The organism is Nonomuraea montanisoli, from assembly GCF_013363975.1.
In the GTDB taxonomy this organism is placed as follows: domain Bacteria; phylum Actinomycetota; class Actinomycetes; order Streptosporangiales; family Streptosporangiaceae; genus Nonomuraea; species Nonomuraea montanisoli.
Genome location: NZ_JABWGN010000021.1, coordinates 124,656 through 147,671 on the forward strand (window position 1 = coordinate 124,656; position 23,016 = coordinate 147,671).

The window sequence follows — 23,016 nt, forward strand, 5'->3', positions numbered from 1 at the left end:
GGGGAGGAGCCGCCGCCGCAACGTTCGGCCGGGATCTTCCCCCGTAGTTCCAGGCCGGGCGCGGCCCCCGATGAACGCTCCCATCTTCCCCGCCCTCATCGGGGGCCATCTCCTTGGGACGGCATCCTCACTTGGCAGGCCGTACCGACTCGCGGGGTCAGTCCCGGGCGCTTGGGCTCCAGGCTTGCCGGGAAGGGTCGTGCCTGGGTGATCAGCCGGACGGGGTGAGCCCGATCATCGTGCCCAGCGCCTTCACCGAGTGGTCGAACGCCGGCCGCAAGTCCGCGAAGGCGCCCTTGAACTGGCCGAACACCTCGAAGCTCACCCACCCGTACAACGACGTCCACGCCGACAGGGCGCGCAGCAGCGCGTCGCCGGGCACGTCGGGCATGAGGGCGGCGAGGCTCGCCTCCGCCTCGTCCGCGAGCGCCGGATCGACCTCGACGGGTCCGGTGGGCGGCGCGAGCGCCCCGGCCCGCTGGGCGGCGGACAGGATCCCGCCGAACACCGTCAGGTCGCGCACCCTCGGCCCGATCGTGTCCTGCGGCGCCTGATAGCCCGGCACCGGCGAGCCGTACAGCAGCGCGTACTCGTGGGGGTGGGCGAGCGCCCAGTCGCGCACGGCGTGGCACACCGCGGCCCACCGGCCCGGGAAGTCGTCCGCGGGGACGGCGGCGTCGGCGCGCTCCACGGCCTCGCCGAGCGCGTTGTAGCCGTCGATGATCAACGTGGTGAGCAGGTCGTCGCGGCTCGGGAAGTAGCGGTAGATCGCCGAGGACACCATCCCCATCTCGCGCGCCACGGCGCGCAGGGACAGGCCGCCGGCTCCCTCGGTGGCGAGCTGCCTGCGGGCGATCTCCACGATCTCCCTCGTCAGCTCGGCGCGGACGCGTTCTCTCGCGGTTCGGCTGGCTGTCATGTCCAGCACGCTACCAGAGCGGCGACAGAAAACGAGAGCACCGCTCTTGACGACTGCCGCTCACATGAGAGAGCATTGCTCTCGTAAGCGAACGGGAAGTCACCGGAGGTCGAGATGCTCACCACCCTCAAGGGCGCCAACGCGGTGCTGATGTTCGTCCTGGAGATGGGCGTGCTCGCCTCCGTGGCCTACTGGGGCTTCACGGTGAGCCCCAACTGGGCGATCAAGCTGCTCGCCGGCCTGGGCGGCCCGGCCGTGTTCATCGCCGTGTGGGCGTTGTTCGGCGCGGGCGGCGGCGCCAACGCCACGATCCCGCTCACCGGGATCGCCCGGGCGATCCTGGAGATCGTCTGGTTCGGCGGCGGCGCCTTCTTCCTCTACGCTGCGGGCCGGGCGGTCCCGGCCGCCGTCTTCGTCCTCGTCTTCGTCGTCAACGCCATCCTCCGCATCCTCTGGAAGCAGGTCTGATCGTGACTCCTCCGCTCCCTGCAGGGAGCGGCTTCTCGCTAAGCCGCTTGCGCAGCCTCGCGAAGGGCAAGCCCTGCCCTGAGGATGTTCTTGGCGGCGTTGACGTCGGCATGCGCGGCATGCCCGCACCGCTGGCATCGGAACTCGGCTTGGGTGACGCGATTCCCCTTCGCGCAGTGCCCGCATCGCGAGCAGGTGCGGGAGGTGTTGCGGGGATCGACTGCGATCAGCTCTCGACCGGCGCTTTCAGCCTTGCCTGCGAGGATCGTCAGGAACACCCCCCAACCCGCGTCCAGGATGCTGCGGTTCAGCCCGGCTTTCTGGGCAACGTTGCGGCCGGGGGCTTCGACCGTGCCGGACGCCGAGCGGGTCATGTTGGTGATCCGCAGGTCCTCATGCGCGATCACGTCATAGGCGCGCACCAGCGCCAGCGCGGCCTTGTGCGCGCCGTCCAGGCGCTGCCGCCGCACCCTGGCGTGCAGCGCGGCGACGCGGGCGACGGCCTCGCGGCGCCGCCTGGACCCGCGCTTCCTGCGGGCCAGATCGCGTTGAGCCGCCGCCAGCCGGTCGGCGCAGGCGGTCAGGTGGCGCTGGTTGTCGAGGTGCCCGCCGTCGCTGGTGGTGACCAGCGACGCGACGCCCATGTCGATCCCGGCCGCAGCGCCCGTCGCGGGCAGCGGCTCTGCGGGCACGTCATCGCACGACAGCACGACGAACCACCGGGCGCCTTCCCGCTTCACACTGATCGTCTTGACCGTGCCGGACACACGCCGGTGCTGATGGACCCGCACATGCCCGATGCCGAGCAGGTAGACGCGCGTCACCGGATCATGCGGCTGGGAGTCCCACGCCGCCCCGTTCTTGACCGCAGGCCACTGCACGCTGTCGAACCGGCGCCGGCCCCTGAAACGCGGGTACCCGGCCTTCTGCCCCGCCTTCACCCTGCGGAAGAACGCCGCGAACGCCCTGTCCAGGCGGCGCAACGTCTGCTGCTGGGAGCCCGCCGACCAGCGGCCCTGTCCGTAGGGGTCCGCCCTGCGGATCTCCTTCAGCTCCGCCGACTGCTGGTTGTAGGCGATCGTGACACCGGCCTTACGGTAGGCGGTGCGGCGGTGCTCCAACGCGGCGTTGTACAGCTGCCGGTGGTCTTCCAGGCACTGCGTGAGTGCGATGGCCTGCTTGGCGGTGGGACGCAGCAGGAACCTGAACGACCTGCGCACGCCCACCTCCCACGTTCCGTAACGACACGATCACGATATCGGTAGGCGCCGGTCCGGCACCGGCAAACTCGAAAGGGACATCCATGAAGCGCAGATCTGGCAGGTCAGGGCACACTCGAAGCTTGGCGGCTCGCCGGCTCCCGATTCCCCCGACGGCTGAAGCCGCCGGTCCCCTGGGGAGGTTCTGATGGGCAAGCACATCGTCGTCGGCTCCGGCCAGGTCGGCGGCCACCTGGCCGCCAAGCTCATCGCCCAGGGCCACGACGTCACCGTCGTCACCCGCTCCGGCTCCGGCCCCGAGGGCGCCACCAGAGTGGCGGCCGACGTCACCGACCAGGCCCGGCTCACCGAGATCGCCAAGGGCGCCGACGTCCTCTACAACTGCGTCAACCCGCTCTACCACCGCTGGCTCACCGACTGGCCGCCGATGGCCGCCTCCTTCCTGGCCGCCGCCGAGGCCACCGGCGCCGTGTACGTCATGCTCGGCAACCTCTACGCCTACGGCCCCGTCGACGGCCCGATGACCGAGGACCTGCCGCTCGCCTCCACCAGCCCCAAGGCCCGGGTGCGCGCCCGGATGTGGACCGACGCCCTGGCCGCGCACGAGGCGGGCCGCGTCCGGGTGACCGAGGTGCGCGGCTCCGACTACTTCGGGCCCGGCGCCTCCGACCAGTCCTACCTGGGTGACCGGTTCCTCGCCCCGCTGCGCGCCGGCAAGACCGTCTCGCTGGTCTGGCCCGCCGACGTGCCGCATAGCTGGACGTACCTGCCGGACGTCGCCGACGCGCTGGTCGTGGCGGGCGCCGACGAGCGGGCGTGGGGGCGGCCGTGGCACGTGCCCACCGCCGAGCCGCTCACCTTCCGGCAGATCGGCGAGCGGATGGCGGCGATCCTGGGTCGTCCGGCGCCGAGGATGAGCACGCTGCCGTGGCCGCTGGTGCGCGCGGCCGGGCTGTTCTCGCCCATGGCGGGGGAGATGCGGCACATCCGCTACCAGTTCGTCGACCCGTTCGTGCTCGACTCCTCGGCGTTCCAGGCCACGTTCGGCGTGCGCCCCACGCCGACGGACGAGGCGCTGCGGGCTACGCTCGCCGGATGAAGACAGCCGTGATCGGCCTGGGCGACATCGCCGAGAAGGCGTACCTGCCCGTCCTGGCCGCCCAGCCCGGAATCGACCTCCACCTCTGCACCCGCGACCGGCGAACCCTGGACCGGCTCGGCGACACCTACCGGGTCGCGGGCCGGTTCACCTCCGTCGGGGAGGTGATCGAGGCGGGCGTCGAGGCCGCGTTCGTCCACGCCGCCACGGCCGCGCACCGCGAGCTGGTCGAACCCCTGCTCAAGGCCGGCGTCCACGTCTACGTGGACAAGCCGCTCGCCGACAACCTGGCCGACTCCGAGCACCTCGTACGGCTGGCCCACGCCCAGCGCCGCTCGCTCATGGTCGGCTTCAACCGCAGGTACGCCCCCGGCTACGTGGGCCTCGCGGCGCTGCCCCGCCACCTCGTCCTCATGCAGAAGAACCGCGCCGGCCAGGCGGACGACCCCCGGCCGACGGTGTTCGACGACTTCATCCACGTGGTCGACACGCTGCGCTTCCTCGTCCCCGGCGAGGTCACCGGCACCGCGATCCGCACCCGCGTCGTCGGCGGCCTGGCCGAGCACCTCGTGCTGGAGCTGACCGGCGACGGGTTCACCGCGATCGGGTCCATGTGCCGGGTCAGCGGCGCCGCCGAGGAGAGCTGCGAGGTCATGGGCGGCGGCGTCAAGCGGCGGGTGGTCAACCTCGGCGACGTGCTCGACTACACACCCGGCGAGACGCTGGTACGGCGGCCCGACTGGGTGCCGGTCGCCCGGCAGCGCGGCATCGAGCAGGCGTGCCTGGAGTTCCTCGACGCCGTGCGGGACGGGCGCCTGCTCACGGCCGACGACGCGCTCGTCACCCACGCCATCTGCGAGGACATCGTGCGGCACGCGATGAGACACGGCAATCCCTGATCCACGGCCCACGCCGCGACGGAGGGCCGGCCGCCCGTCCACCGCTCGGCCATCCACCGGTCCGACTCGTCGGCCATCCACCGGTCCGACTCGTCGGCCATCCACCGGTCCGACTCGTCGAGCATCCGCCGGAACGCCCGGCCGCCGAGCCGCGTGAGCACGGTGAAACCGCGCGGGTCGTGCAGCGGGCTGGAGGAGGAGACGACGCCCGCCACCGCCCCGTCGTGCAGCGCGGGGCCGCCGCTGCCGCCGTCGGGCGCGTGGCAGTTGCGCGTCACCAGCACCCCGGGCCCCCGGGCCGCGCCCTCGGCGGCGTCGCCCAGGCAGTGGTACAGGTCCGTGCCCGGGTACCTCCGGCCCGCCGGATAGCCGAGCAGCTCCAGCCCGCGCAGCGAGGTGCCGTGCCGCGTGGGCTGCGTCCGCAGCCCGCGCCCGGTCACGTCCTCCAGCGCCAGGCCACGGCCGGCCACGCCGATCAGGCCGACGTCGTACGGGAGCTGGTCCGTCGTGCCCGCCCCGGTGCGCCACCGCTCCGGCACCCACGTCCGCACCGCCCGCCACACCCCGAGCGGCGGCCGGCCGCCCTGGAAGCCGGGCAGGAACGACACCTCCCGCAGCCTCCTGCCCTGGTCGTACAGGCAGTGGGCGGCCGTGAGCACCAGGCTCCGGCTGCGCGACCTGATCACCGCGCCTCCGCACAGCACGGTGCGGCCCGCGACCGGGTCGCGGGCCAGCACCAGCCCCGCCAGCCGCCGCTCCCCGGTGTAGGGCGGGGCGACGGGCGCGTACCCCAGCCGGTCGCCCCCCGGCGTCAGGACCTGGCGTTGCGGAACGGACCGTTGCGGAACGGACCGCTGCGCCTCGACCTGCGTGCCGGGCACGAGGGACGGGTGGAAGAGGGCGAGGGGCAGGGTGAGGGACAGCACCGACCTGAGCACGTCCCCCACCTTAGATCCCCGATGATCAATGCCCTGACCTGCGACACCTCATGATCGGCGAGGTTTACCCAACCTAGGTGCTGCGCCGGGCGGGCTGGCTCAGGGGTACAGGCCGCGCACCCGGTGCGCCTCGGCGACCCGGTCCACGCCGATGACGTGCGCCGCCTGCCGCAGGGACAGGCCCCGCTCGCCGGCCAGCGAGCGCACCTCGCCGTACGCGCCCTCCATGAGGTCGCGCAGCTTCAGTTCGACCTCGCCGGCGCTCCACGAGTACGCCTGCATGTTCTGCACCCACTCCAGGTACGACACGATCACCCCGCCCGCGTTGGCCAGGATGTCCGGGACGACCGTCGTGCCGGCGTCGGCGAGGATCTCGTCGGCCTCGGGCGTGGTGGGCCCGTTGGCGCCCTCCACGACGAGGCGGGCGCGGACGCGGGGCGCGTTGGCGGCGGTGATGACGTTCTCCAGCGCCGCCGGGACCAGCATGTCGACGTCCAGCTCCAGCAGGTCGTCGTGGGCCATGGCGTCGGCGTGGGGGTAGCCGAGCACGCCGCCCGACTCCTCGGCGTGGACGCGCAGCGCGGCCACGTCGAGCCCGCCCGGCGCGTGGACGGCGCCCGAGGCGTCGGAGACGGCGACGACCACGCAGCCTGCGTCGGAGAGGTACTGCGCGGCCAGCGCGCCGACCTTGCCGAAGCCCTGCACGGCGACCGTCACGCCCTCGGGCGAGCGGCCCAGTGCGGCCAGGGCCGCGATCTGCACGCCGCGCGAGGTGGCGCCGGCCCGGCCGAGCGAGCCGCCCAGCGTCATCGGCTTGCCGGTGACCACCCCGGGCACCGAGTAGCCGGTGTTGACGCTGTAGGTGTCCATGATCCAGGCCATGGTCTGCTCGTCGGTGCCGACGTCGGGGGCCGGGATGTCCTTCTCCGGGCCGATCAGCGGCAGGATCTCGTTGACGTAGCGGCGGGTCAGCCGCTCCAGCTCGCGGGAGGTGAGGGCCGTCGGGTCCACGGCCACGCCGCCCTTGGCGCCGCCGTACGGGATGCCCACGAGGGCGCACTTCCAGGTCATCCACATCGCGAGGGCGGTGACCTCGTGGATGTCCGTGGCCGGGTGGAAGCGGATGCCGCCCTTGGCGGGGCCGCGCGAGATGTTGTGCTGCACGCGGAAGCCCTGGACGACGTCCATCTGGCCGTTCTCACGCCGCAGGGGGACCGAGACGGTCAGGGAGCGGCGCGGCGTGGCGAGCATCGTGCGCAGCCCGTCGTCGAGGCCGAGGTGCTCGGCCGCGTGGTGGAGCTGCCGGAGAGCGGAGTCGAGGGCCTGCAGGCCCGGGGTCGTGAGGTCGGACGGGATCGAGGCCGGTCTCGCGAGCGCCGGCGTCATTGACGGCACCATGACGGTCATGGAAGGAGTGCCTCCTGGTGTGTACCCCCACGCGAAGGCAGGCGCCATTGCCTGTCTCTTTGGGGGTAGGTGTCGCGATGATCCTATAGCGGCCCGTTTCGGCTCGACTGGGTTTTTTCAGAGTCGTGGCCAAACGGTGCTGCATTCATCGATCCAACCCCTAGCTGCATGCGTGGCGTAGGTGCCACTCTGGCAGCCTTGGGTACGGGAATGTGCCTTGTTGTCGAATCGGGGGGTTGTGATGCCCGCACTGGTGCTCGGGCCGATGCTGCGTTACGTGGACGCGTCCAGCGCCTCGATCTGGGTGGAGACCGACCAGCCGTGCTCGGTCTCCGTGGTCGCGGACGGGCGCGTCCACGACGCGCGCACCTTCACGGTGCACGGCCACCATTACGCGATCGTCGACCTGTCCGGCTTAACGGCGGACGTCGACGGGTACGCGGTCGAGCTGGACGGCGACCGGGTGTGGCCGGAGGAGGGGCGGCCCCCGAGCCGTATCCGGCTGCTGCCGGCCGAGGGGCCGCGCCGGATGGCGTTCGGCTCCTGCCGGACGAGCGTGCCCCACGACCCCGCCCACGTCCTGACGCACGGCGAGGACGTGCTGCGCGCCTACGGCGGCCATCTCATGACGGCGGACGACGACGAGTGGCCCGACCTGTTGCTGCTGATCGGCGACCAGGTCTACGCCGACAGTCCCTCGCCCGAGATGCTGGAGTTCATCCGCGCCCGCCGCGACGACGAGCCGCGCGGCGAGATCGCCGACTACGAGGAGTACGCCGAGCTGTACCGGCGGGCGTGGAGCGACCCCGAGATCCGCTGGCTGCTGTCGACCGTGCCCACGGCGATGATCTTCGACGACCACGACCTGCGCGACGACTGGAACACCTCCCACACCTGGCGCGAGCAGATGGCCGCGACGACCTGGTGGCGGCGCCGGGTGATCTCCGGGCTGGGCGCGTACTGGATCTACCAGCACCTCGGCAACCTGTCGCCGGCCGAGCGGGAGGCCGAGCCGCTGCTGCGCACCCTGCGCGAGGGCGCGGGCGACGGCGGCGGCGCGCTCGACGCCTTCGCCGACAAGGCCGACGCCGACACGTCGAGCACCCGCTGGAGCTACGCGCGCGATCTCGGCCACACCCGCCTGATCATGATCGACACGAGGTGCGCCCGGCAGCTCACCCCCGGCGACCGCCGCATGCTCGACCCGGTGGAGTGGCAGTGGCTGGTCGACGAGGTCGGCAAGCCGGCCGATCGGCTGGTCATCGGCTCCTCGATCCCGTTCCTGCTGCCCGAGGGCGTCCACTCGGTCCAGAACTGGAACGAGGCCCTGTGCGACGGCAAGTGGGGCCGCGTGGCGGCGCGGCTGTCGGAGAAGTTCCGGCAGGCCGTGGACCTGGAGCACTGGGCCGCGTTCCGCCGCTCGTTCGACGACCTGGCGCGGCTGCTGGTGCGCGTGGGCAAGCCGACGCTGGTCCTGTCGGGCGACGTCCACTACTCCTACGTGGCCAAGGCGAGCGCCGGCGACATCCACCAGATCGTCTGCTCGCCGATCCGCAACCCGCTCAGCCCGCTGCTGCGCTGGGCCAACGTGATCACCCAGTTCGGCGTCGCGACCCTGGTCGGCGGCTGGCTGGCGCGCTCGGCCCGCATCCCGAGGCCGCCGTTCCGGTGGCGGGTGACCGACGGGCCGTGGTTCCAGAACGCGCTGGCCACCCTCACCTTCCCCGACCGCGCCACCTGGTACCAGTCATCGGGCAACACCATCAAAGAGATCGCGTCTGTACAAATAAAGTGAAAACGGTTATCGTTCATCTTCGTGAGTAATGACCAATATGCTGTTGCCGTGCCCTTTTACGATCTGTGGCACGAGGACGGGCACGTGCCCGAGATCCGCGAACTCCTCCCGCCGCTGCTCAAGGGCGTCCAGCGGAGCGTGCTGGAGATCGGCGCCGGCACCGGCCTGATCACCCGGGTCATCGCTCAGGCGACCCCCGCGGAGATCTTCGCGGTCGAGCCGGCGCTCGCCATGCGCTCCGTGCTGCTCTCCCGCCTGGCCGAGGACCCGGCCCTGCTGGAGCGGGTGACCGTCCTGCCGTGCGGCGCGCACGACGTGGACCTCGACGAGCCCGCCGAGGCCATCGTCATGATCTCGGTTCTGTACGGCTTCGACCCGGCGGAGCGCGAGCGGCTCTGGCCCGTGCTGGCCGGCCTGCTCGAACCCGGCGGGCTGCTGCTGTTCAACCACCGGGAGCGGCCCCAGGGCGAGCCCGGGGAGCTGGAGCCCATGGGCTCCTACCAGGTGGGCCGGCACACCTACCAGGTGCTGGGCCAGGTGCTGGAGGTCTCCGGCGAGAAATCACGCTACCGCCACCTCTACCAGATCACCCGGAACGGGACCCTGATCAGCGAGGACGAGGTGCTGGGCGAGACCCACCGGCCCTCCACGGCCCGGCTGCGGGCGGAGCTGGAGGCGGCCGGGTTCGTCCCGGACGACGCCCCCGACGGCATGCAGGCCTGGCGCCGGGCGGGCTAGCGCGGAGCGCGGACGCGCGGCCAAGGGCGGCGTACCGGGCGGACGCGTGATGAAGGGCCGCCTTCTTGGCGGACGTGCGGCGAAGGGCCGCGTATCTGACGGACGTGCGGCGAAGGGCCGCGTTTCTGACGGACGCGCGGCCCCGCCACAGGCGAGGGTTCGCGGCGGGGCCGCACGTCCGGTCCGGTGCGGGCGCCGTGCGGCGGCGCGGGCCGCACGGAGCCCGTCAGCTCAGCGGAACGAGGCGATCGCGTCGGCGAGCTGCTCGACCGCCCAGAGGAGGTCCTCCTCCGAGATCACGATCGGCGGGGCGAGCCGGATCGTGGAGCCGTGCGTGTCCTTGGCCAGCACGCCACGCGCCATGAGCGCCTCCGACACCTGGCGGCCGGTGGCCAGCGACGGGTCGATGTCGACGCCCGCCCACAGGCCGCGCCCGCGCACGGTGACCACGCCCTCGCCGACCAGCTCGCGCAGCCGCGCGTGCAGCACCTCGCCGAGGCGGGCGGCGCGCTCCTGGAACTCGCCGGTGCGCAGGATCTCGATCACGGCGTTGCCCACGGCGCAGGCCAGCGGGTTGCCGCCGAAGGTGGACCCGTGCTGCCCCGGCTTGATCACGCCGAGCACGTCCTCGTTCGCGGCGACGGCCGACACCGGGACCACGCCGCCGCCGAGCGCCTTGCCCAGCACGTACATGTCCGGGACGACGCCCTCGTGCTCGCAGGCGAAGGTCCGGCCGGTGCGCCCGAGACCCGACTGGATCTCGTCGGCGATCATGAGGATGTTCTCGGCCGTGCACAGCTCGCGCAGCTGCGTGAGGTAGCCGTCCGGCGGCACCAGCACCCCGGCCTCGCCCTGGATCGGCTCGACCAGCACCGCGACCGTGTTGGCGTCGATCGCCTCGCGCACCGCCTCGACCGATCCGTACTTCACGATCTTGAAGCCCGGCGTGTACGGGCCGAAGCCGCCACGCGCGTCGGGGTCGGTGGAGAAGCTGACGATCGTGGTGGTGCGGCCGTGGAAGTTGTCCTCCATCACGATGATGGTGGCCTGGTCCGGCTCGACGCCCTTGACCTCGTAGCCCCACTTGCGGGCCACCTTGATCGCGGTCTCGACGGCCTCGGCGCCGGTGTTCATCGGCAGGATCATGTCCTTGCCGGTGAGGTCGCCGAGCCCGGAGCAGAACTCGGCGAACTGGTCGTGGTAGAACGCGCGGCTGGTCAGCGTGAGCCGGGCGAGCTGCCGCTGCGCCGCCTCGACGATCTTCTCGTTGCCGTGGCCGAAGTTGAGCGACGAGTAGCCGGCCAGGCAGTCGAGGAAACGCCTGCCGTCGACGTCGGTCACCCACGCGCCCTGCGCCTCGCGGATCACCACGGGCAGCGGGTGGTAGTTGTGCGCGCTCCGGCGCTCGATCACGCCGATCAGCTCTGAGCTGCTGGTCATCCTAGTTGTCCCCCCTGATCTCCAGTGTGCAGCACTTCGGGCCGCCGCCCGCCTTGCGCAGCTCGGACAGGTCGACGGGGATCGGCTCGTAGCCCCGCCGCTTCAGTTCGAGCTGCAGATCCGCGGCCTCGTAGTTGATGACCACGTGGGTGCCGTCGCTGACGGCGTTGAGCCCGAGCACCTCCGCGTCCGCCGCGCTCGCGAGCACCGCGTCCGGGAACATCCGGGCCAGCACCCGCCGGCTGCCCTCGGAGAAGGCGTCGGGGTAGTAGCAGACGTTGCGGCCGTCGAGCGGGAACAGCGCCGTGTCGAGGTGGTAGAAACGGGGATCCACCAGCGTGAGCGACACCACCGGGCGGCCGACGAACTCCTGGGCCTCCAGGTGGGCGACGACGTTCGTGCGGAACCCGGTGCCGGCCAGCACGACCTCGTCCAAGGTCAGGAAGTCGCCCTCACCCTCGTTGACGTGCTCCGGCTCCAGCACAGGGTACCCGCGCTCGGCGAACCAGCGCAGGTACGCCGGGCCCTCCGGGCCGCGCTCGGGGAAGGCGAAGCGGGCGCCGTACACCCGGCCGTCCACGACGAGGGCGCCGTTGGCCGCGAACACCATGTCGGGCAGGCCCTCGACGGGGTCGATGAGGCTGACCTGGTGCCCGAGGCTCTCGTAGGTGGACTTGAGTCCTTCCCACTGCCGGATCGCGACGTCGCGGTCGGCGCCCGCCTCCGGATGCATCCACGGGTTGATGGCGTACTCAACCGCGAAGTGCTCGGGACGGCACATGAGGAAGTGCTTGGGCATGCAGGTCTCCGTAGAGGTCGTACAGGGGTGTGTGAGCCCCGGGCGCGGGGGACGAGCACAGCCTAAGAATGGATGTTTATGCAGGCCAAGCAATACGAATGGCGTGTTCGCGCGGGTCTGTTGCGAGTATCGGGCCTCGACGCGCGATCCGTTGCGCGGCCCCCGGACGGGGCCGTCGTGCGGGCTAGCGCAGGGCGGCCTCGGGCGGCGTCTCCCGCACCTGCCCGGCCCCCGCGACCTCGTCCAGGGAGGCCCCCGGAGGCTCGTCCACCAGGCGCGACAGCACGATCGAGCTCTTGGTGCGCACCACGAACGCCTGGGCCGCGATCCGCTCGATGACCCGCTCCACGTGACGCACGTCCGTGGCGCGGATGTGCACCAGCGCGTCGGCCTCGCCGGTGATCGTGGCCGCCGCCACCACCTCGGGGAACTTCGCGACCGCGAGCGCGATGTCGGAGGGCTTGGTCTTGCCCTGGCAGAACAGCTCGACGTACGCCTCGGTGGTCCAGCCCAGCGCGCGCGGCGCGACCCGGGCGCTGAAGCCCGTGATGACGCCGGTATCGCGCAGCCGGTCGACGCGGCGCTTGACGGCGGACGCGCTCAGCCCGACGTGGTGCCCGATCTCCGCGTAGGTCTGCCGGGCGTCCTCCACGAGGGCGGCGATGATGGCGCGATCCAGCCGGTCCAGTTCCACGGGCCCTGTATACCGCCTCGCCCCGTCACGGCGCGACGCGGCCGGGTGTCGGCGCGCCGCGCGCGATGACGGAGCTTCGGCGCGTCGCGCGACATGACGGGACATGCGGCAGACTAGGCGCCGCGCGACGCCGTCAGCCGCGTCCGCGTACGCCGCCGGAGGGTTGTCCATCGATGAGCACAACGCGCTTCCCCGAAGGGTTCGTGTGGGGAGTGTCCACGTCCGCCTACCAGATCGAGGGGGCGACCACCGAGGACGGGCGCGGCCCGTCGATCTGGGACGTCTTCCCCGGCGGGCGCAACGGCGATCCGGCCTGCGACCACTACCGGCGCCACGGTGACGACGTCCGGCTGATGAAGGACCTGGGCATGGCCGCCTACCGGTTCTCGGTGAGCTGGCCGCGCGTCATGCCGACGGGCCGGGGCCGCGTCAACGGCCCCGGGCTGGACTTCTACGACCGGCTGGTGGACGAGCTGCTGGCCGCCGGCATCGCCCCGTACGCCACCCTCTACCACTGGGACCTGCCCCAGGCGCTGGAGGACGAGGGCGGCTGGACCTCCCGCGACACCGCCCACCGCTTCGCCGACTACGCCCGGGCCGTCCACGACCGCCTCGGCGACCGCGTCGGCACCTGGTTCACGATCAACGAGCCGTGGGTGGCGGCCTTCCTCGGGTACGGCGCCGGCGTCCACGCGCCCGGCCGGCGCTCGGCGGCCGAGGCGTTCACCGCCGCGCACCACATGCTGCTCGCCCACGGGCTCGGCCTGGAGGCGCTGCGCTCGGCGGGCGTCGGCAGGGCCGGCATCGTGCTCAACCTCTCACCCGTGCTCACCCCCGGCCAGCTCGGCGACCTGGACGCGCGGCCGTCCGAGGAGGACGCGGCGGCGGTGGCGCGCATCGACGCGCTGAACAACCGGCAGTTCCTGGAGCCCGTGCTGCGCGGGCGCTACCCTGCCGACCTGCTGGCGCTCGTCGAACGGACGGCCGGGCTCGGGCACGTCCACGACGGCGACCTGGACCTCATCGGCCGGCCGATCGACCTGCTGGGCGTCAACTACTACACCCCGACCGCCGTGCAGGCCCGGCCGGGCGCGGCGGCCGACCCCGCCTTCCCGGGCAGCGAGGACGTCCTGTTCTGCAGCGTGCCCACCGCCGTGACGGCCATGGGCTGGCCCATCGTGCCCAGCGGGCTGACCCTGCTGCTGCGCCGCCTGTCGCGTGAGTATCCCGAGACCGAGATGATGATCACCGAGAACGGGGCGGACTTCGTCGACGTGCTGACGGCCGACGGCATCCACGACGTCGAGCGGACGAGCTTCATCGAGGAGCACCTGCGCGCGCTGCGGGTCGCCCTGGAGGAGGGGGCCAAGGTCCGCGGCTACCTCGTGTGGTCGCTGCTCGACTGCGTCGAGTGGGCCGACGGCTACCGGCGCAAGTTCGGCCTGGTCCACGTGGACCTGGAGACCCAGCGGAGGCGGCTGAAGGACAGCGCCCTGTGGTACCGCGACGTCATCGCCCGCAACGGCCTGCCCGACGGCCGGACGCGGCGGCCCACCCTGGAGACCGTCGCCGCCCGCGCCGGCGTCTCCCGGGCCACCGTCTCGCGGGTCGTCAACGGCGAGGCGTCGGTCAGCGCCGAGGCGCGCGACGCGGTGCTGCGCGCGGTCCGCGAGCTCGGCTACGTCCCCAACGCCGCCGCGCGCAGCCTCGTCACCCGCAGGACCGACACGGTGGCGCTGGTGCTGTCCGAGCCGCGCCACGGCGGCGACGCGCTGATCGCGGCCATCGTCCGGTACGTCACCAGCATGCTGGAGGGGGCCGGCAAGCAGATCACGCTCATGCTGGCCGATACGGCCGACAGCCGGCGCCGCGTCATCCAGCACGTCGAGGCGCGCCAGGCCGACGGGGTCGTGCTGCTGCCGCCCGACGACCACGGCCCGCTGGCCGAGCGGCTGGCCCGCACCGGTGTGCCCGTCGTGCTGCTCGGCCGGCCGGCCGTGGCCTCGCTCGTGCCGCACGTGGACGTGGACGACGCCGGCGGCGCGGCGGCGGCCACCGCCCACCTGCTGGGCCGGGGCCGCCGCCGCATCGGCATGGTCTGCGGGCCGACCGACCTCGTCGCCGTGCAGGACCGGCTCGCCGGGCACCGCGACGCCCTGCGCGAGGCGGGGCTGCGGCCGCTGCTCGCCCTGGCCGGGCTCGACCGCGAGTCGGGCGCGGCGGCGGCCGGGCGGCTCCTGTCGGACCACCCGGAGCTGGACGCGCTGTTCGCCACCTCCGACGACCTGGCGATCGGCGCGCTGCGCGCGGCCCGCGACCTGGGGCGGCGGGTGCCGGAGGACCTCGCGATCGCCGGGTTCGGCGACATCGACGCGGCCTCCTGCACGACGCCGGCCCTGACCACGGTCCGCGTGCCGGTCGAGGACCAGGCCCTCGCGCTGGCGCGGCTGATGCTGTCCCGCCTGGACGGCCGGCACGCGGGTCCCGTGGTGCTGCCGGCCCGCCTGGTGGTGCGCGACTCGACCTGAGGGCGGGCCGGGGGACGGTCAGGAGGTGGAGAAGGTGAACCAGTTGACGTTGACGAAGTCGGCCGGCTGGCCGCTGCTGAAGGTCAGGTAGACCGTGTGCCGGCCCGTGACCGGAGCGATGTTGGCCGGCACGGTGCGCCAGCTCTGCCAGCCGCCGGTCGAGGCCACCGCGAAGTCGCCCACCGGGGCCGCGCCCAGGCTGTCCAGGCGCACCTGGACGAGGCCGCTCACCCCGGCCGCCGCCCCGGACGCCACGCGCACCTTGACCTGCCGGGCCGCCTCGGAGCCGAAGTCGACCCCGTCGAAGCGCAGCCAGTCGCCGCTGGAGACGCCGCCGACGTTCTGCCCGCCGCCGGTGTCGGTCGTGCCCTCGACCATGGTGCCCGACTGGGCCTGGTAGCCCTCGGCCTGGATGGTGGAGCGGGCGTCCACCCCGCCGGGCGGCACGGTGGGGGTCGGCGTCGGCGTGGGGCCGGCGCCGCCGCTCTGCCACACGGCCACGTAGTCCACCAGCATGGGCCGCCCGGGCACGGTGGCCGCGGTGGGCGTGCCGAACCCGGCCACGCCGTTGGGGAAGGCGCCACCCATGGCCACGTTGAGCAGCAGGAAGTAGCCGGCGTGGCCGGTCATGTCGTTCCAGGTGCCGGCGTCGAGCTGGGCCTGGCTCACGCTGTGGAACTGCTGGCCGTCCACGTACCAGCGGAGCTGGTTGGGGCTGACGGAGCGGTCCCACTCGAAGCGGTAGGTGTGGAAGGCCGACTGGCAGGTGGAGCCGGGGCAGGCCCGGCTGGCGCCGAGCCCGTTGGTCTCCTGGCAGGGGCCGCCGGGGTTGACGCCGCAGTGCAGGACGCCCCAGACGGAGTTGATGCCGTTGACGTTCTCCATGAAGTCGAACTCGCCGATGCCCGGCCAGTTCCAGTAGTTGCCCCGGTACGGCGCGCCGAGCGCCCAGAACGCCGGCCAGTAGCCGAGGGCGGCGTCACCGGTGACGTTCGGCATCTGGATGCGGCCCTCGATGCGCAGCACCCGACCGTCGGCCGGCTTGAAGTCGGCCCGGCGGGTCTCGACGCGGGCCGAGGTCCACTCGCCGGACGAGGCGCGCTGCGGGGTGATCCGCAGGTTGCCGGAGCCGTCGAGGCTGAGGTTGGCGGGGTTGCCGGTGTAGTTCTGGATCTCGCCGGTGCCCCAGTTGCCGGGGCCGCCGGGGTAGGCGTGGCCGGTGTCGACGATCCACTCGGCCGACGGGGCCGAGCCGGAGGGGCCGGTGAAGTCGTCCGACCAGACGAGCGACCAGCCGGACGGGGTGGGCGGGACGGCGGCGGAGGCGCTGACCGCCGCGTGGACGAGCAGGCCGGCGAGCGTGACCAGGGCCGCGGCGAGGGCGGAAAGGCGGCGCCGGTGGCGGCCGGGAAGGAGGCGCGTTGTCATGGTTGCTCCTGGGGGATGCGGGGGCGGAGCTGGACCGGTCCTCAGAGAGCGCTCTCTTACAGTGAGGTAAACATGACATGACGGTGGTGTCAACGTTAGAGAGCGCTCTCACCCTGGCGTCCTTAGCGATCCGGCGTGAACGCGAGCGAGCCGGGGCGGTGCTCACGCACGCGCCCCGGCTCGCCGGACGGAGTCCTGCCGGAGGTCAGCCCTTGTCGGCCTCGCCGGTGGCCGCCTCCAAGGCGTCCTCGGGAGAGGCTTCCAGGTCCTGCTCGGCCTCGGCGCCGGCCTGCGCGGACTGCTTGTCCAGGCGCACCCAGCTCGTCACGCTCTCCACCGCGAACAGCACGAACAGGTAGGCCGTCAGCAGGGCCAGCACCAGCGGCAGCCAGCCGAGCGCCGCGCCCGCGCCGATGAGCAGGAGCCGCAGCTCCCAGCCGAGCCCCGCGTGGAACACCCAGGCGGGCGGCCAGATGCTCTGGCGCGTGCGGTAGACGGTGTCGTAGGTGTGGTAGCCCACCACGTACACGAGCACGAACAGCAGCCACCTGGGCGCGTCGGCCGCCAGGCCCACCGCGATGATGGTCAGGAACTCGGTGCCGCGCAGCAGCGGCGGGGTGAGCCAGTCGAGCCGGCCCAGGTGGTTGCGCGGCGCGGTCGGCAGCACGAGCACGAGGACGACGAGCACGGGCACGAGCAGCATCGGCCCGGACGACGGCAGGCCGATCGCGGTGAGGACGGCGACCGCGACCAGCGCCAGCAGCGTGGCGGGCACCGGGGGCAGGCCCTTGCCGATGCGGCCGGACAGTGCGTGGACGAGGGGCCCGTCGTCGCGGTAGGCGAGCAGGCGGGCGGTCTGGACGCGGCGGCGTTCCTCGTCGGGGTCCGGCGTGGGGGTGGCGGCGGCCTGCGGGTAGGTGATCATGCGAGCGACCTCATGAGGCGTCCGGTGAGGGTGTAGAGGGCGGCGACGGTGCCCCAGATCACCAGCGTGAGGAAGGTGATGCGGGCGTCGAAGAGGGCGGCGGTGATCGCGATGGCCGCGAACCGCTCGCCGATGGGGAAGACGATCATCTTACGCGCCCAGTGGACGGCGCGGTAACGCCCGGCCTTGGACCACATCTTCAGCACGCCCCGGATGCCCTGGCTGCGCTCGACCCGGCGGCGCTCCAGCGCCTTGCGCAGGGGGCGGTCGTCGGGCGCGGTCAGCGGCAGCGTGGGCAGCTGGGCCGGCGGCTTGCGCCGGTTGGCGACGCCGTAGGAGAAGTCGAGCAGGTGGCGCACCGACTGCAGGCCGATGGCGGCCAGCGCGAGGATCCAGATGTCGTCGCCGTTGCCCGACACGACCCAGCCGATCGCCAGGCCGGCGAAGACGACGTACTCCTTGAAGCGGTCGAACGTCGCGTCGAGCCAGGCGCCGAGCACGCCGAACTTGCGGGCGTAGCGGGCGACCTGCCCGTCGACGCAGTCGAAGACGAACGCGAAGTAGATGAGCGCGCCGCCGAGCACCATCCACGGCCGGTCGCCGGTGGCGAAGCACGCCGCCGCGAGCACGCCCAGCGTGATCGAGATGAGCGTGACCTGGTTGGGCGTCAGCCCGCGCCGGGCCGCCCAGCGGGCGATGAAACGGGAGTAGGTGGAGACGAAGTAGGTGGTGAAGAAGCCGTCGGCGCCCTTGACCGCGTTGTTGAGCCGGGCCCGGTCCTCGTCGTAGCCGGACATCTCGGCGACGGCCTCGTCGGCCTCCTGCTGCGTGGACACCCGGCGGAAGTACAGGTCGCGCCGGCCGCGCACGCCGACCGACACGCCCTTGCGCACCAGGCCGAAGACCAGGAGCTGGACCAGGTCGTCGTCCTCGCCGAACAGGTGGGTCATGCCGGCCATCTCGCGGCACGCCTCGGCCAGGACGGCCGCGTTGCGGGTGCTCACGTGCAGGGGGCCGAGCGCCACCATGTTGGGCCGGGTCACGGCGTGGTGGGCGGTGCCGACGGAGACGATGCGGGACTTGCCGGCGCGGGCGCGCACGGGCAGCCCCTCGAAACGCCGGAGGCCGATCTCGGGGTCCGCCTCGTCGACCGGGACGATGTCCTCCTGCGCCTCGTCGGTCGCCTCCGGCCTGGGCTCCTTGGCGATGAGGGCCAGCGCGCCGCGTTTGGTCTTGGTGATCTGGTAGATGAGCTCGTCGTGGATCACCGAGTTGGCGGGCAGGATGAGCAGGTTCTCGGTCGCGGACTCCGCGACGTCGGCCAGCGCGCGCAGGGCGGCGGCCACGTCGTCGGACTCGATGGTCGCCGGCCGCGGATCCAGGGACAGGATCTGGCTGCGCAGTCGCTCTGCCACGGTCGGGCCGCCGGGCAGTGCCGCGAGCCTCAGGCCGGTAGGAGCGGTGTCGGGGCCGGGCGAAGAGCCCAGCAGGACCACGCGGGTCATGACTCCCTTTCGAGGCGGTTGCGGGGGGATGAACTACTAGGGGTATTGCGGGGACAGGCGTCTGAGTCTAATGAGAGTCGCGCAGAGTCGCGTCACCGACGCGGTCCCGTAACAGAAAGACCGTGCGGCCATAAGATGGGCGAGTGAGTCTCTACCGTGACGAAGGCGTGGTTCTGCGCACGCAGAAGCTCGGCGAGGCCGACCGCATCGTCACCATCCTGGCCAAGCGCACGGGCAAGGTGCGCGCCGTCGCCAAGGGCGTGCGCCGCACCACCTCGCGCTTCGGCGCCCGGCTGGAGCCGTTCACGCACGTCGACCTGCAGCTCCACACGGGCCGCACGCTCGACGTCGTCACGCAGGCCGAGACGATCCGGCCGTACGGCGAGGCGCTGGCCTCCGACTACCCGCGCTACACCGCGGGCACGGCGATGCTGGAGACTGCCGACCGGCTCACCCACGGCGAGAAGGAGCCGGCCCTGCGGCACTTCCTGCTGCTGGTGGGCGGGCTGCGCACGCTGGCCGAGGGCGTCCACGAGCCGCGCCTGGTCCTCGACGCCTACTTCCTGCGCTCGCTGGCGGTGGCGGGTTACGCGCCCGCGCTCGACGCGTGCGCCAAGTGCCGGGCGCCCGCGATCAGGGCGTTCGCCATCGTGTCCGGCGGCGTGGTGTGCGGCGCCTGCCGTCCGGCGGGGGCGGCCGTACCGGCGATCGAGACGATCGGCCTCATGACGGCGCTGCTGCGCGGCGACTGGGCGACGGCCGACGCGTCGGAGCAGCGTCATCGGGGCGAGTGCAGCGGCCTGGTCGCCGCGTATCTCCAATGGCACCTCGAACACGGAATACGCTCTCTGCGACACGTCGAAAGGGAGCCAGTGTGAACGTCCGACCGCCGACCCCCCACCCGTCCGGCGCCACGCCGCCGCCGATCCCCCGCGAGTTCGTGCCGCGGCACGTGGCCATCGTCATGGACGGCAACGGGCGCTGGGCCAAGGCTCGCGGGCTGCCCCGCACCGAGGGCCACAAGGCGGGCGAGGCGTCGCTGTTCGACGTCATCGAGGGCGCGCTGGAGCTGGGCGTCCCGTACCTCAGCGCGTACGCCTTCTCCACGGAGAACTGGAAGCGCTCGCCCGACGAGGTGCGCTTCCTCATGGGCTTCAACCGCGACGTCATCCGCCGGCGCCGCGACGAGCTGAACGCGATGGGCGTGCGGGTGCGCTGGGCGGGCCGTCCCGGGCGGCTGTGGAAGAGCGTCATCTCCGAGCTCCAGGCGGCCGAGGAGATGACCGAGCGCAACCGGAAGCTGACGCTGCAGTTCTGCGTCAACTACGGTGGGCAGGCCGAGATCGTGCAGGCCGCGGTCAGGCTGGCCGGCGACATCGCGGCGGGCAGGGTCAAGCCGTCGAAGGTGGACGAGAAGGTCTTCGCCCGCTACCTCGACGAGCCGGAGATCCCGGCGGTCGACCTGTTCGTCCGTTCATCGGGGGAGCAGCGCTTCTCCAACTTCCTGCTGTGGCAGTCCGCCTACGCCGAGATGGTGTTCCTCGACCGGCTCTGGCCCGACTTCGACCGCCGTGACCTGTGGGAGGCGTGCGAGATCTTCGCCAAGCGCGACCGGCGCTACGGCGGCGCCATCCCCAACCAGGTCTGAGCGTCCGGAGGACCGGGCGCGCGTGGGGCAGGACGCCGCGCCATGGATGCGTACGTGATAGATCCGATCGGGCGGGTCGAGTCCGTGGGCAGACCTCAGGCGCGGCGGCGGGCGCGGTAGGCGGCGACGTGCATGCGGTTGCCGCAGGTGCGGCTGTCGCAGTAGACGCGCGAGCGGTTGCGCGACTCGTCGACGAACACGCGGTCGCAGTCGGGCGCCGAGCACGTGCGCAGCCGCTCCCACTCGCCCTCGACGAGCAGGTGGGCCAGCGCCACCCCGCAGTCGGCCGCCAGGTGCTCCGACAGCGTCGCGTCGGGCGCGAAGTAGTGGACGTGCAGCGGATGGCCGTCGTGCTCGGTCAGCCGCGGCGTGATCCGCGTCTCGGAGAGCAGCGCGTTGAGCTGGCGCACCGCGGACGGCTGGTCGGGCGCGGTGAACACCCGGTGGAACGCCTCCCGCACCAGGCGCACCTGGCCGAGGTCGCGCGGGGTGAGCGTGGTGATGCCGCTGACCTGCCGCGCCTCGACGAACGCCCGGAGCGTGGCGAGGTCGGCCAGCCGGTCATCGCCGCCGGTCGAGGGCGAGGTGTTGACCAGCTCGACGACCGTGGCCAGCGAGTAGACCATGTCATGGCCAAACGGCATGTTGACTCCTGTCTGGCGCCCATTCTAGCGTGGACGCAGCGTATCTCTAGTCTGCGCGTTCGGGGGTCATACGTGAGCGGACACCGCCGCATCGTGCTGGTCGCGATCGCCGGAGCGCTGATCATCTCGACCTCCGCCCCTCTGGTCAGGCTGGCCGACGTCGCACCCGCCACCTCGGCGTTCTTCCGATGCGCGTACGCGGTGCCGCCCATGGCCGTCCTGGCCTGGCGCGAACGCCGCCGGCTCGGCCCGCTCGGGCGCCGGGCGACCGGCATCGCGTGGGCGGCCGGCCTGCTGTTCGCCCTCGACCTGCTGTTCTGGCACCACACCATCGCCTACGTGGGCGCGGGCCTGGCCACCGTGCTCGGCAACCTCCAGGTCTTCATCGTCGCGTTCGCCGCCTGGGCGATCTTCCGGGAGCGGCCGTCGGGGCGGCTCATGGTCGCCACGCCGGTGGTGTTCGCCGGGGTCGCGCTCATCTCGGGCCTGTTCGACAGCGCCGCCTACGGCTCCGACCCGCTGCTCGGCGCGCTGGCCGGCACCGCGACCTCGATCTCGTACGCCGGGTTCCTGCTGCTGATGAAGGGCGGCTCGCAGCGGGCCGCCGGGCCCCTCGCGCACGCCACGGTCGTGGCCGCGCTCGCCATCGCGGCGCTGAGCCCGGTCTTCGGCGGGGCCGACCTCGTCCCGGCCTGGCCCGCGCACGGGTGGCTGCTGCTGCTCGCGCTCGGGCCGCAGGTGATCGGCTGGTCGCTGATCACGTACACGCTGCCGAGGCAGCCGGCCGCGCTCACCGCGCTGCTGCTGCTCGTGCAGCCGCTGACCACCGTGGCGCTGGCGGCGCTGACGCTCGGCGAGCGCCCGTCGCCGCTCCAGCTCGCCGGCTGTGCGGTGATCGTCCTCGGCGTCCTGTACGGCTCGCGCGGCGCTCAGCCGGCCCGCACGGAGGCCGAGCAGGACGCGCAGGTGCCGAAGACCTCGACCGTGTGAGTGATCTCGGTGAAGCCGTGCTCGCCGCCGACCGCCTCGGCCCAGCGCTCCACGGCCGGGCCCGCCACCTCGACGGTGTGACCGCAGCGGCGGCAGACCAGGTGGTGGTGATGGTCGCCGCTCGCGCACGCGCGGTAGACGGACTCGCCGTCGTCGGTGCGCAGCACGTCGACCTGCCCGCCGTCGGCCAGCGCCTGCAGGGCGCGGTAGACCGTGGTCAGGCCGATCTTGGCGCCGTGCTGGCGCATCTCGGTGTAGACGTCCTGCGCGCTGCGGAACCCCTCGTTTCGGCGAAGTGTGTCGTGCACGGCATCGCGTCTCGTGCTCATCGAAACTCCTTGAGGCTGGAGACCCCGGGCTTCAACCCCTGGGCAGGATAGCCGGACACCACCCGCACGTGCTTCATGCGAAGTGGGTGATTCTTGCGTGGGTGATTCGTCAGAATGGATCTGTGAGGACGGCGTACAAGTGCCGGGCGTACCCGACGCCTGAGCAGGCCGGCGTGCTGAATCGCACGTTCGGGTGCGTACGCGTCGTCTGGAACCGCACCCTGGCCTGGCGGCGTGCCCGGTACCGCACCGAGCAGGCGAAGACCGGCTTCGTCCAGGCGAACGCCTACCTCACCGCGATGAAGGCCACCGGCGAGCTGGCGTGGCTGAACGAGGTGTCGTCGGTGCCGTTGCAGCAGGCGATCCGGCACCAGCAGGCGGCGTTCGCGAACTTCTTCGCCGGACGCGCCCGGTATCCGCGCTACAAGTCCCGTACCGGACGGCAGTCGGCCGAGTACACCCGATCGGGATTTCGTTACCGTGACGGGCGGCTGTTCCTCGCGAAGACGGACGCGCCCCTGGCGTTCACCTGGTCCTGGCCCGACGTGGACCCGGCCTCGATCGACCCGACCACGGTGACCGTCTCCCGGGACCCGTGCGGGC

21 protein-coding genes are annotated in these 23,016 nt (G+C 72.4%); 10 read left to right on the plus strand and 11 right to left on the minus strand.

Features of this window, described 5'->3' with window-relative positions; translation table 11 throughout:
- Positions 1 to 211 precede the first annotated feature (211 nt).
- Positions 212 to 919 carry a TetR/AcrR family transcriptional regulator gene (locus tag HTZ77_RS40175; protein WP_175595016.1) on the minus strand — a complete coding sequence of 236 codons (708 nt, stop codon included), beginning with the start codon at positions 917 to 919 and terminating at the stop codon, positions 212 to 214.
- A gap of 114 nt (positions 920 to 1,033) precedes the next feature.
- Here HTZ77_RS40175 and HTZ77_RS40180 point away from each other — a divergent pair, with 114 nt between their 5' ends.
- Entirely contained in the window at positions 1,034 to 1,387 is a 354-nt protein-coding gene (locus HTZ77_RS40180; protein ID WP_175595017.1) for a YrdB family protein, read from the plus strand.
- Between the two features lie 38 nt (positions 1,388 to 1,425).
- On the opposite strand, the gene HTZ77_RS40185 is transcribed toward HTZ77_RS40180, so the two are convergent.
- Positions 1,426 to 2,607, minus strand: coding sequence for an RNA-guided endonuclease InsQ/TnpB family protein (locus tag HTZ77_RS40185; RefSeq protein WP_328809054.1), 1,182 nt, complete (start codon positions 2,605 to 2,607; stop codon positions 1,426 to 1,428).
- Between the two features lie 187 nt (positions 2,608 to 2,794).
- On the opposite strand from HTZ77_RS40185, the gene HTZ77_RS40190 reads away from it, so the two are divergent.
- On the plus strand, positions 2,795 to 3,706 hold the full coding sequence (locus HTZ77_RS40190; protein WP_175595019.1) for an NAD-dependent epimerase/dehydratase family protein: 912 nt from the start codon (positions 2,795 to 2,797) through the stop codon (positions 3,704 to 3,706).
- Positions 3,703 to 4,605, plus strand: coding sequence for a Gfo/Idh/MocA family protein (locus tag HTZ77_RS40195; protein WP_175595020.1), 903 nt, complete (start codon positions 3,703 to 3,705; stop codon positions 4,603 to 4,605). The genes HTZ77_RS40190 and HTZ77_RS40195 overlap by 4 nt, the downstream gene beginning before the upstream one ends.
- Positions 4,606 to 5,642: 1,037 nt before the next feature.
- On the opposite strand, the gene HTZ77_RS40200 is transcribed toward HTZ77_RS40195, so the two are convergent.
- Positions 5,643 to 6,950: a Glu/Leu/Phe/Val family dehydrogenase gene (locus HTZ77_RS40200; protein ID WP_175595021.1), complete on the minus strand. Its 1,308-nt coding sequence runs from the start codon at positions 6,948 to 6,950 to the stop codon at positions 5,643 to 5,645.
- Positions 6,951 to 7,191: 241 nt separating this feature from the next.
- On the opposite strand from HTZ77_RS40200, the gene HTZ77_RS40205 reads away from it, so the two are divergent.
- Both HTZ77_RS40205 and HTZ77_RS40210 read left to right on the plus strand, forming a co-directional pair.
- Positions 7,192 to 8,745 carry an alkaline phosphatase D family protein gene (locus HTZ77_RS40205; protein ID WP_175595022.1) on the plus strand — a complete coding sequence of 518 codons (1,554 nt, stop codon included), beginning with the start codon at positions 7,192 to 7,194 and terminating at the stop codon, positions 8,743 to 8,745.
- Positions 8,746 to 8,793: 48 nt separating this feature from the next.
- Positions 8,794 to 9,483, plus strand: coding sequence for a class I SAM-dependent methyltransferase (locus HTZ77_RS40210; RefSeq protein ID WP_328809055.1), 690 nt, complete (start codon positions 8,794 to 8,796; stop codon positions 9,481 to 9,483).
- Positions 9,484 to 9,714: 231 nt separating this feature from the next.
- On the opposite strand, the gene rocD is transcribed toward HTZ77_RS40210, so the two are convergent.
- The 3 genes from rocD to HTZ77_RS40225 form a co-directional block, all read right to left on the minus strand.
- Positions 9,715 to 10,923: an ornithine--oxo-acid transaminase gene (gene rocD / locus HTZ77_RS40215; RefSeq protein ID WP_175595024.1), complete on the minus strand. Its 1,209-nt coding sequence runs from the start codon at positions 10,921 to 10,923 to the stop codon at positions 9,715 to 9,717.
- 1 nt (position 10,924) lies between these two features.
- Positions 10,925 to 11,722, minus strand: coding sequence for a dimethylargininase (gene ddaH, locus HTZ77_RS40220; protein WP_175595025.1), 798 nt, complete (start codon positions 11,720 to 11,722; stop codon positions 10,925 to 10,927).
- A gap of 184 nt (positions 11,723 to 11,906) precedes the next feature.
- Positions 11,907 to 12,416 carry an Lrp/AsnC family transcriptional regulator gene (locus HTZ77_RS40225; protein ID WP_328809056.1) on the minus strand — a complete coding sequence of 170 codons (510 nt, stop codon included), beginning with the start codon at positions 12,414 to 12,416 and terminating at the stop codon, positions 11,907 to 11,909.
- 173 nt (positions 12,417 to 12,589) lie between these two features.
- Between HTZ77_RS40225 and HTZ77_RS48555 the strand changes: the two genes are divergently transcribed.
- Positions 12,590 to 14,944, plus strand: coding sequence for a GH1 family beta-glucosidase (locus HTZ77_RS48555; RefSeq protein WP_175595027.1), 2,355 nt, complete (start codon positions 12,590 to 12,592; stop codon positions 14,942 to 14,944).
- An 18-nt stretch (positions 14,945 to 14,962) separates the two neighbouring features.
- Here HTZ77_RS48555 and HTZ77_RS40235 read toward each other — a convergent pair whose 3' ends face one another.
- The 3 genes from HTZ77_RS40235 to HTZ77_RS47875 form a co-directional block, all read right to left on the minus strand.
- On the minus strand, positions 14,963 to 16,372 hold the full coding sequence (locus HTZ77_RS40235; RefSeq protein ID WP_175595028.1) for a glycoside hydrolase family 16 protein: 1,410 nt from the start codon (positions 16,370 to 16,372) through the stop codon (positions 14,963 to 14,965).
- A 205-nt stretch (positions 16,373 to 16,577) separates the two neighbouring features.
- Complete coding sequence (locus tag HTZ77_RS47870; protein ID WP_175595029.1) at positions 16,578 to 17,297, minus strand: DUF5941 domain-containing protein; 720 nt, start codon at positions 17,295 to 17,297, stop codon at positions 16,578 to 16,580.
- A complete protein-coding gene (locus HTZ77_RS47875; protein ID WP_175595030.1) occupies positions 17,294 to 18,802 on the minus strand; it encodes a CDP-alcohol phosphatidyltransferase family protein in 1,509 nt (502 codons plus the stop codon). Before HTZ77_RS47875 ends, HTZ77_RS47870 begins: the two co-directional genes overlap by 4 nt.
- Positions 18,803 to 18,945: 143 nt before the next feature.
- On the opposite strand from HTZ77_RS47875, the gene recO reads away from it, so the two are divergent.
- Complete coding sequence (gene recO / locus HTZ77_RS40250; RefSeq protein WP_175595031.1) at positions 18,946 to 19,680, plus strand: DNA repair protein RecO; 735 nt, start codon at positions 18,946 to 18,948, stop codon at positions 19,678 to 19,680.
- A complete protein-coding gene (locus tag HTZ77_RS40255) occupies positions 19,677 to 20,450 on the plus strand; it encodes an isoprenyl transferase (RefSeq protein WP_328809057.1) in 774 nt (257 codons plus the stop codon). Before recO ends, HTZ77_RS40255 begins: the two co-directional genes overlap by 4 nt.
- Positions 20,451 to 20,545: 95 nt before the next feature.
- On the opposite strand, the gene HTZ77_RS40260 is transcribed toward HTZ77_RS40255, so the two are convergent.
- Positions 20,546 to 21,094 (minus strand): CGNR zinc finger domain-containing protein, encoded by a 549-nt coding sequence (locus tag HTZ77_RS40260; protein ID WP_175595033.1) that lies wholly within the window; start codon positions 21,092 to 21,094, stop codon positions 20,546 to 20,548.
- 72 nt (positions 21,095 to 21,166) lie between these two features.
- On the opposite strand from HTZ77_RS40260, the gene HTZ77_RS40265 reads away from it, so the two are divergent.
- Positions 21,167 to 22,084, plus strand: coding sequence for a DMT family transporter (locus tag HTZ77_RS40265; protein WP_328809058.1), 918 nt, complete (start codon positions 21,167 to 21,169; stop codon positions 22,082 to 22,084).
- Here HTZ77_RS40265 and HTZ77_RS40270 read toward each other — a convergent pair.
- Entirely contained in the window at positions 22,024 to 22,413 is a 390-nt protein-coding gene (locus HTZ77_RS40270) for a Fur family transcriptional regulator (RefSeq protein ID WP_175595035.1), read from the minus strand. The genes HTZ77_RS40265 and HTZ77_RS40270 overlap by 61 nt on opposite strands.
- Before the next feature lie 122 nt (positions 22,414 to 22,535).
- On the opposite strand from HTZ77_RS40270, the gene HTZ77_RS40275 reads away from it, so the two are divergent.
- A partial coding sequence (locus HTZ77_RS40275) for an RNA-guided endonuclease InsQ/TnpB family protein (protein ID WP_175595036.1) occupies positions 22,536 to 23,016 on the plus strand: 481 nt, incomplete at its 3' end.

Bases quoted from the DNA above. Each gene is read 5' to 3' on its own strand.
- HTZ77_RS40175 (WP_175595016.1), bottom strand. From the start codon at position 919: ATGACAGCCAGCCGAACCGCGAGAGAACGCGTCCGCGCCGAGCTGACG.
- HTZ77_RS40180 (WP_175595017.1), top strand. From the start codon at position 1,034: ATGCTCACCACCCTCAAGGGCGCCAACGCGGTGCTGATGTTCGTCCTG.
- HTZ77_RS40190 (WP_175595019.1), top strand. From the start codon at position 2,795: ATGGGCAAGCACATCGTCGTCGGCTCCGGCCAGGTCGGCGGCCACCTG.
- HTZ77_RS40195 (WP_175595020.1), top strand. From the start codon at position 3,703: ATGAAGACAGCCGTGATCGGCCTGGGCGACATCGCCGAGAAGGCGTAC.
- HTZ77_RS40200 (WP_175595021.1), bottom strand. From the start codon at position 6,950: ATGACCGTCATGGTGCCGTCAATGACGCCGGCGCTCGCGAGACCGGCC.
- HTZ77_RS40205 (WP_175595022.1), top strand. From the start codon at position 7,192: ATGCCCGCACTGGTGCTCGGGCCGATGCTGCGTTACGTGGACGCGTCC.
- rocD (WP_175595024.1), bottom strand. From the start codon at position 10,923: ATGACCAGCAGCTCAGAGCTGATCGGCGTGATCGAGCGCCGGAGCGCG.
- ddaH (WP_175595025.1), bottom strand. From the start codon at position 11,722: ATGCCCAAGCACTTCCTCATGTGCCGTCCCGAGCACTTCGCGGTTGAG.
- HTZ77_RS48555 (WP_175595027.1), top strand. From the start codon at position 12,590: ATGAGCACAACGCGCTTCCCCGAAGGGTTCGTGTGGGGAGTGTCCACG.
- HTZ77_RS40235 (WP_175595028.1), bottom strand. From the start codon at position 16,372: ATGACAACGCGCCTCCTTCCCGGCCGCCACCGGCGCCGCCTTTCCGCC.
- HTZ77_RS47870 (WP_175595029.1), bottom strand. From the start codon at position 17,297: ATGATCACCTACCCGCAGGCCGCCGCCACCCCCACGCCGGACCCCGAC.
- HTZ77_RS47875 (WP_175595030.1), bottom strand. From the start codon at position 18,802: ATGACCCGCGTGGTCCTGCTGGGCTCTTCGCCCGGCCCCGACACCGCT.
- HTZ77_RS40260 (WP_175595033.1), bottom strand. From the start codon at position 21,094: ATGCCGTTTGGCCATGACATGGTCTACTCGCTGGCCACGGTCGTCGAG.
- HTZ77_RS40270 (WP_175595035.1), bottom strand. From the start codon at position 22,413: ATGAGCACGAGACGCGATGCCGTGCACGACACACTTCGCCGAAACGAG.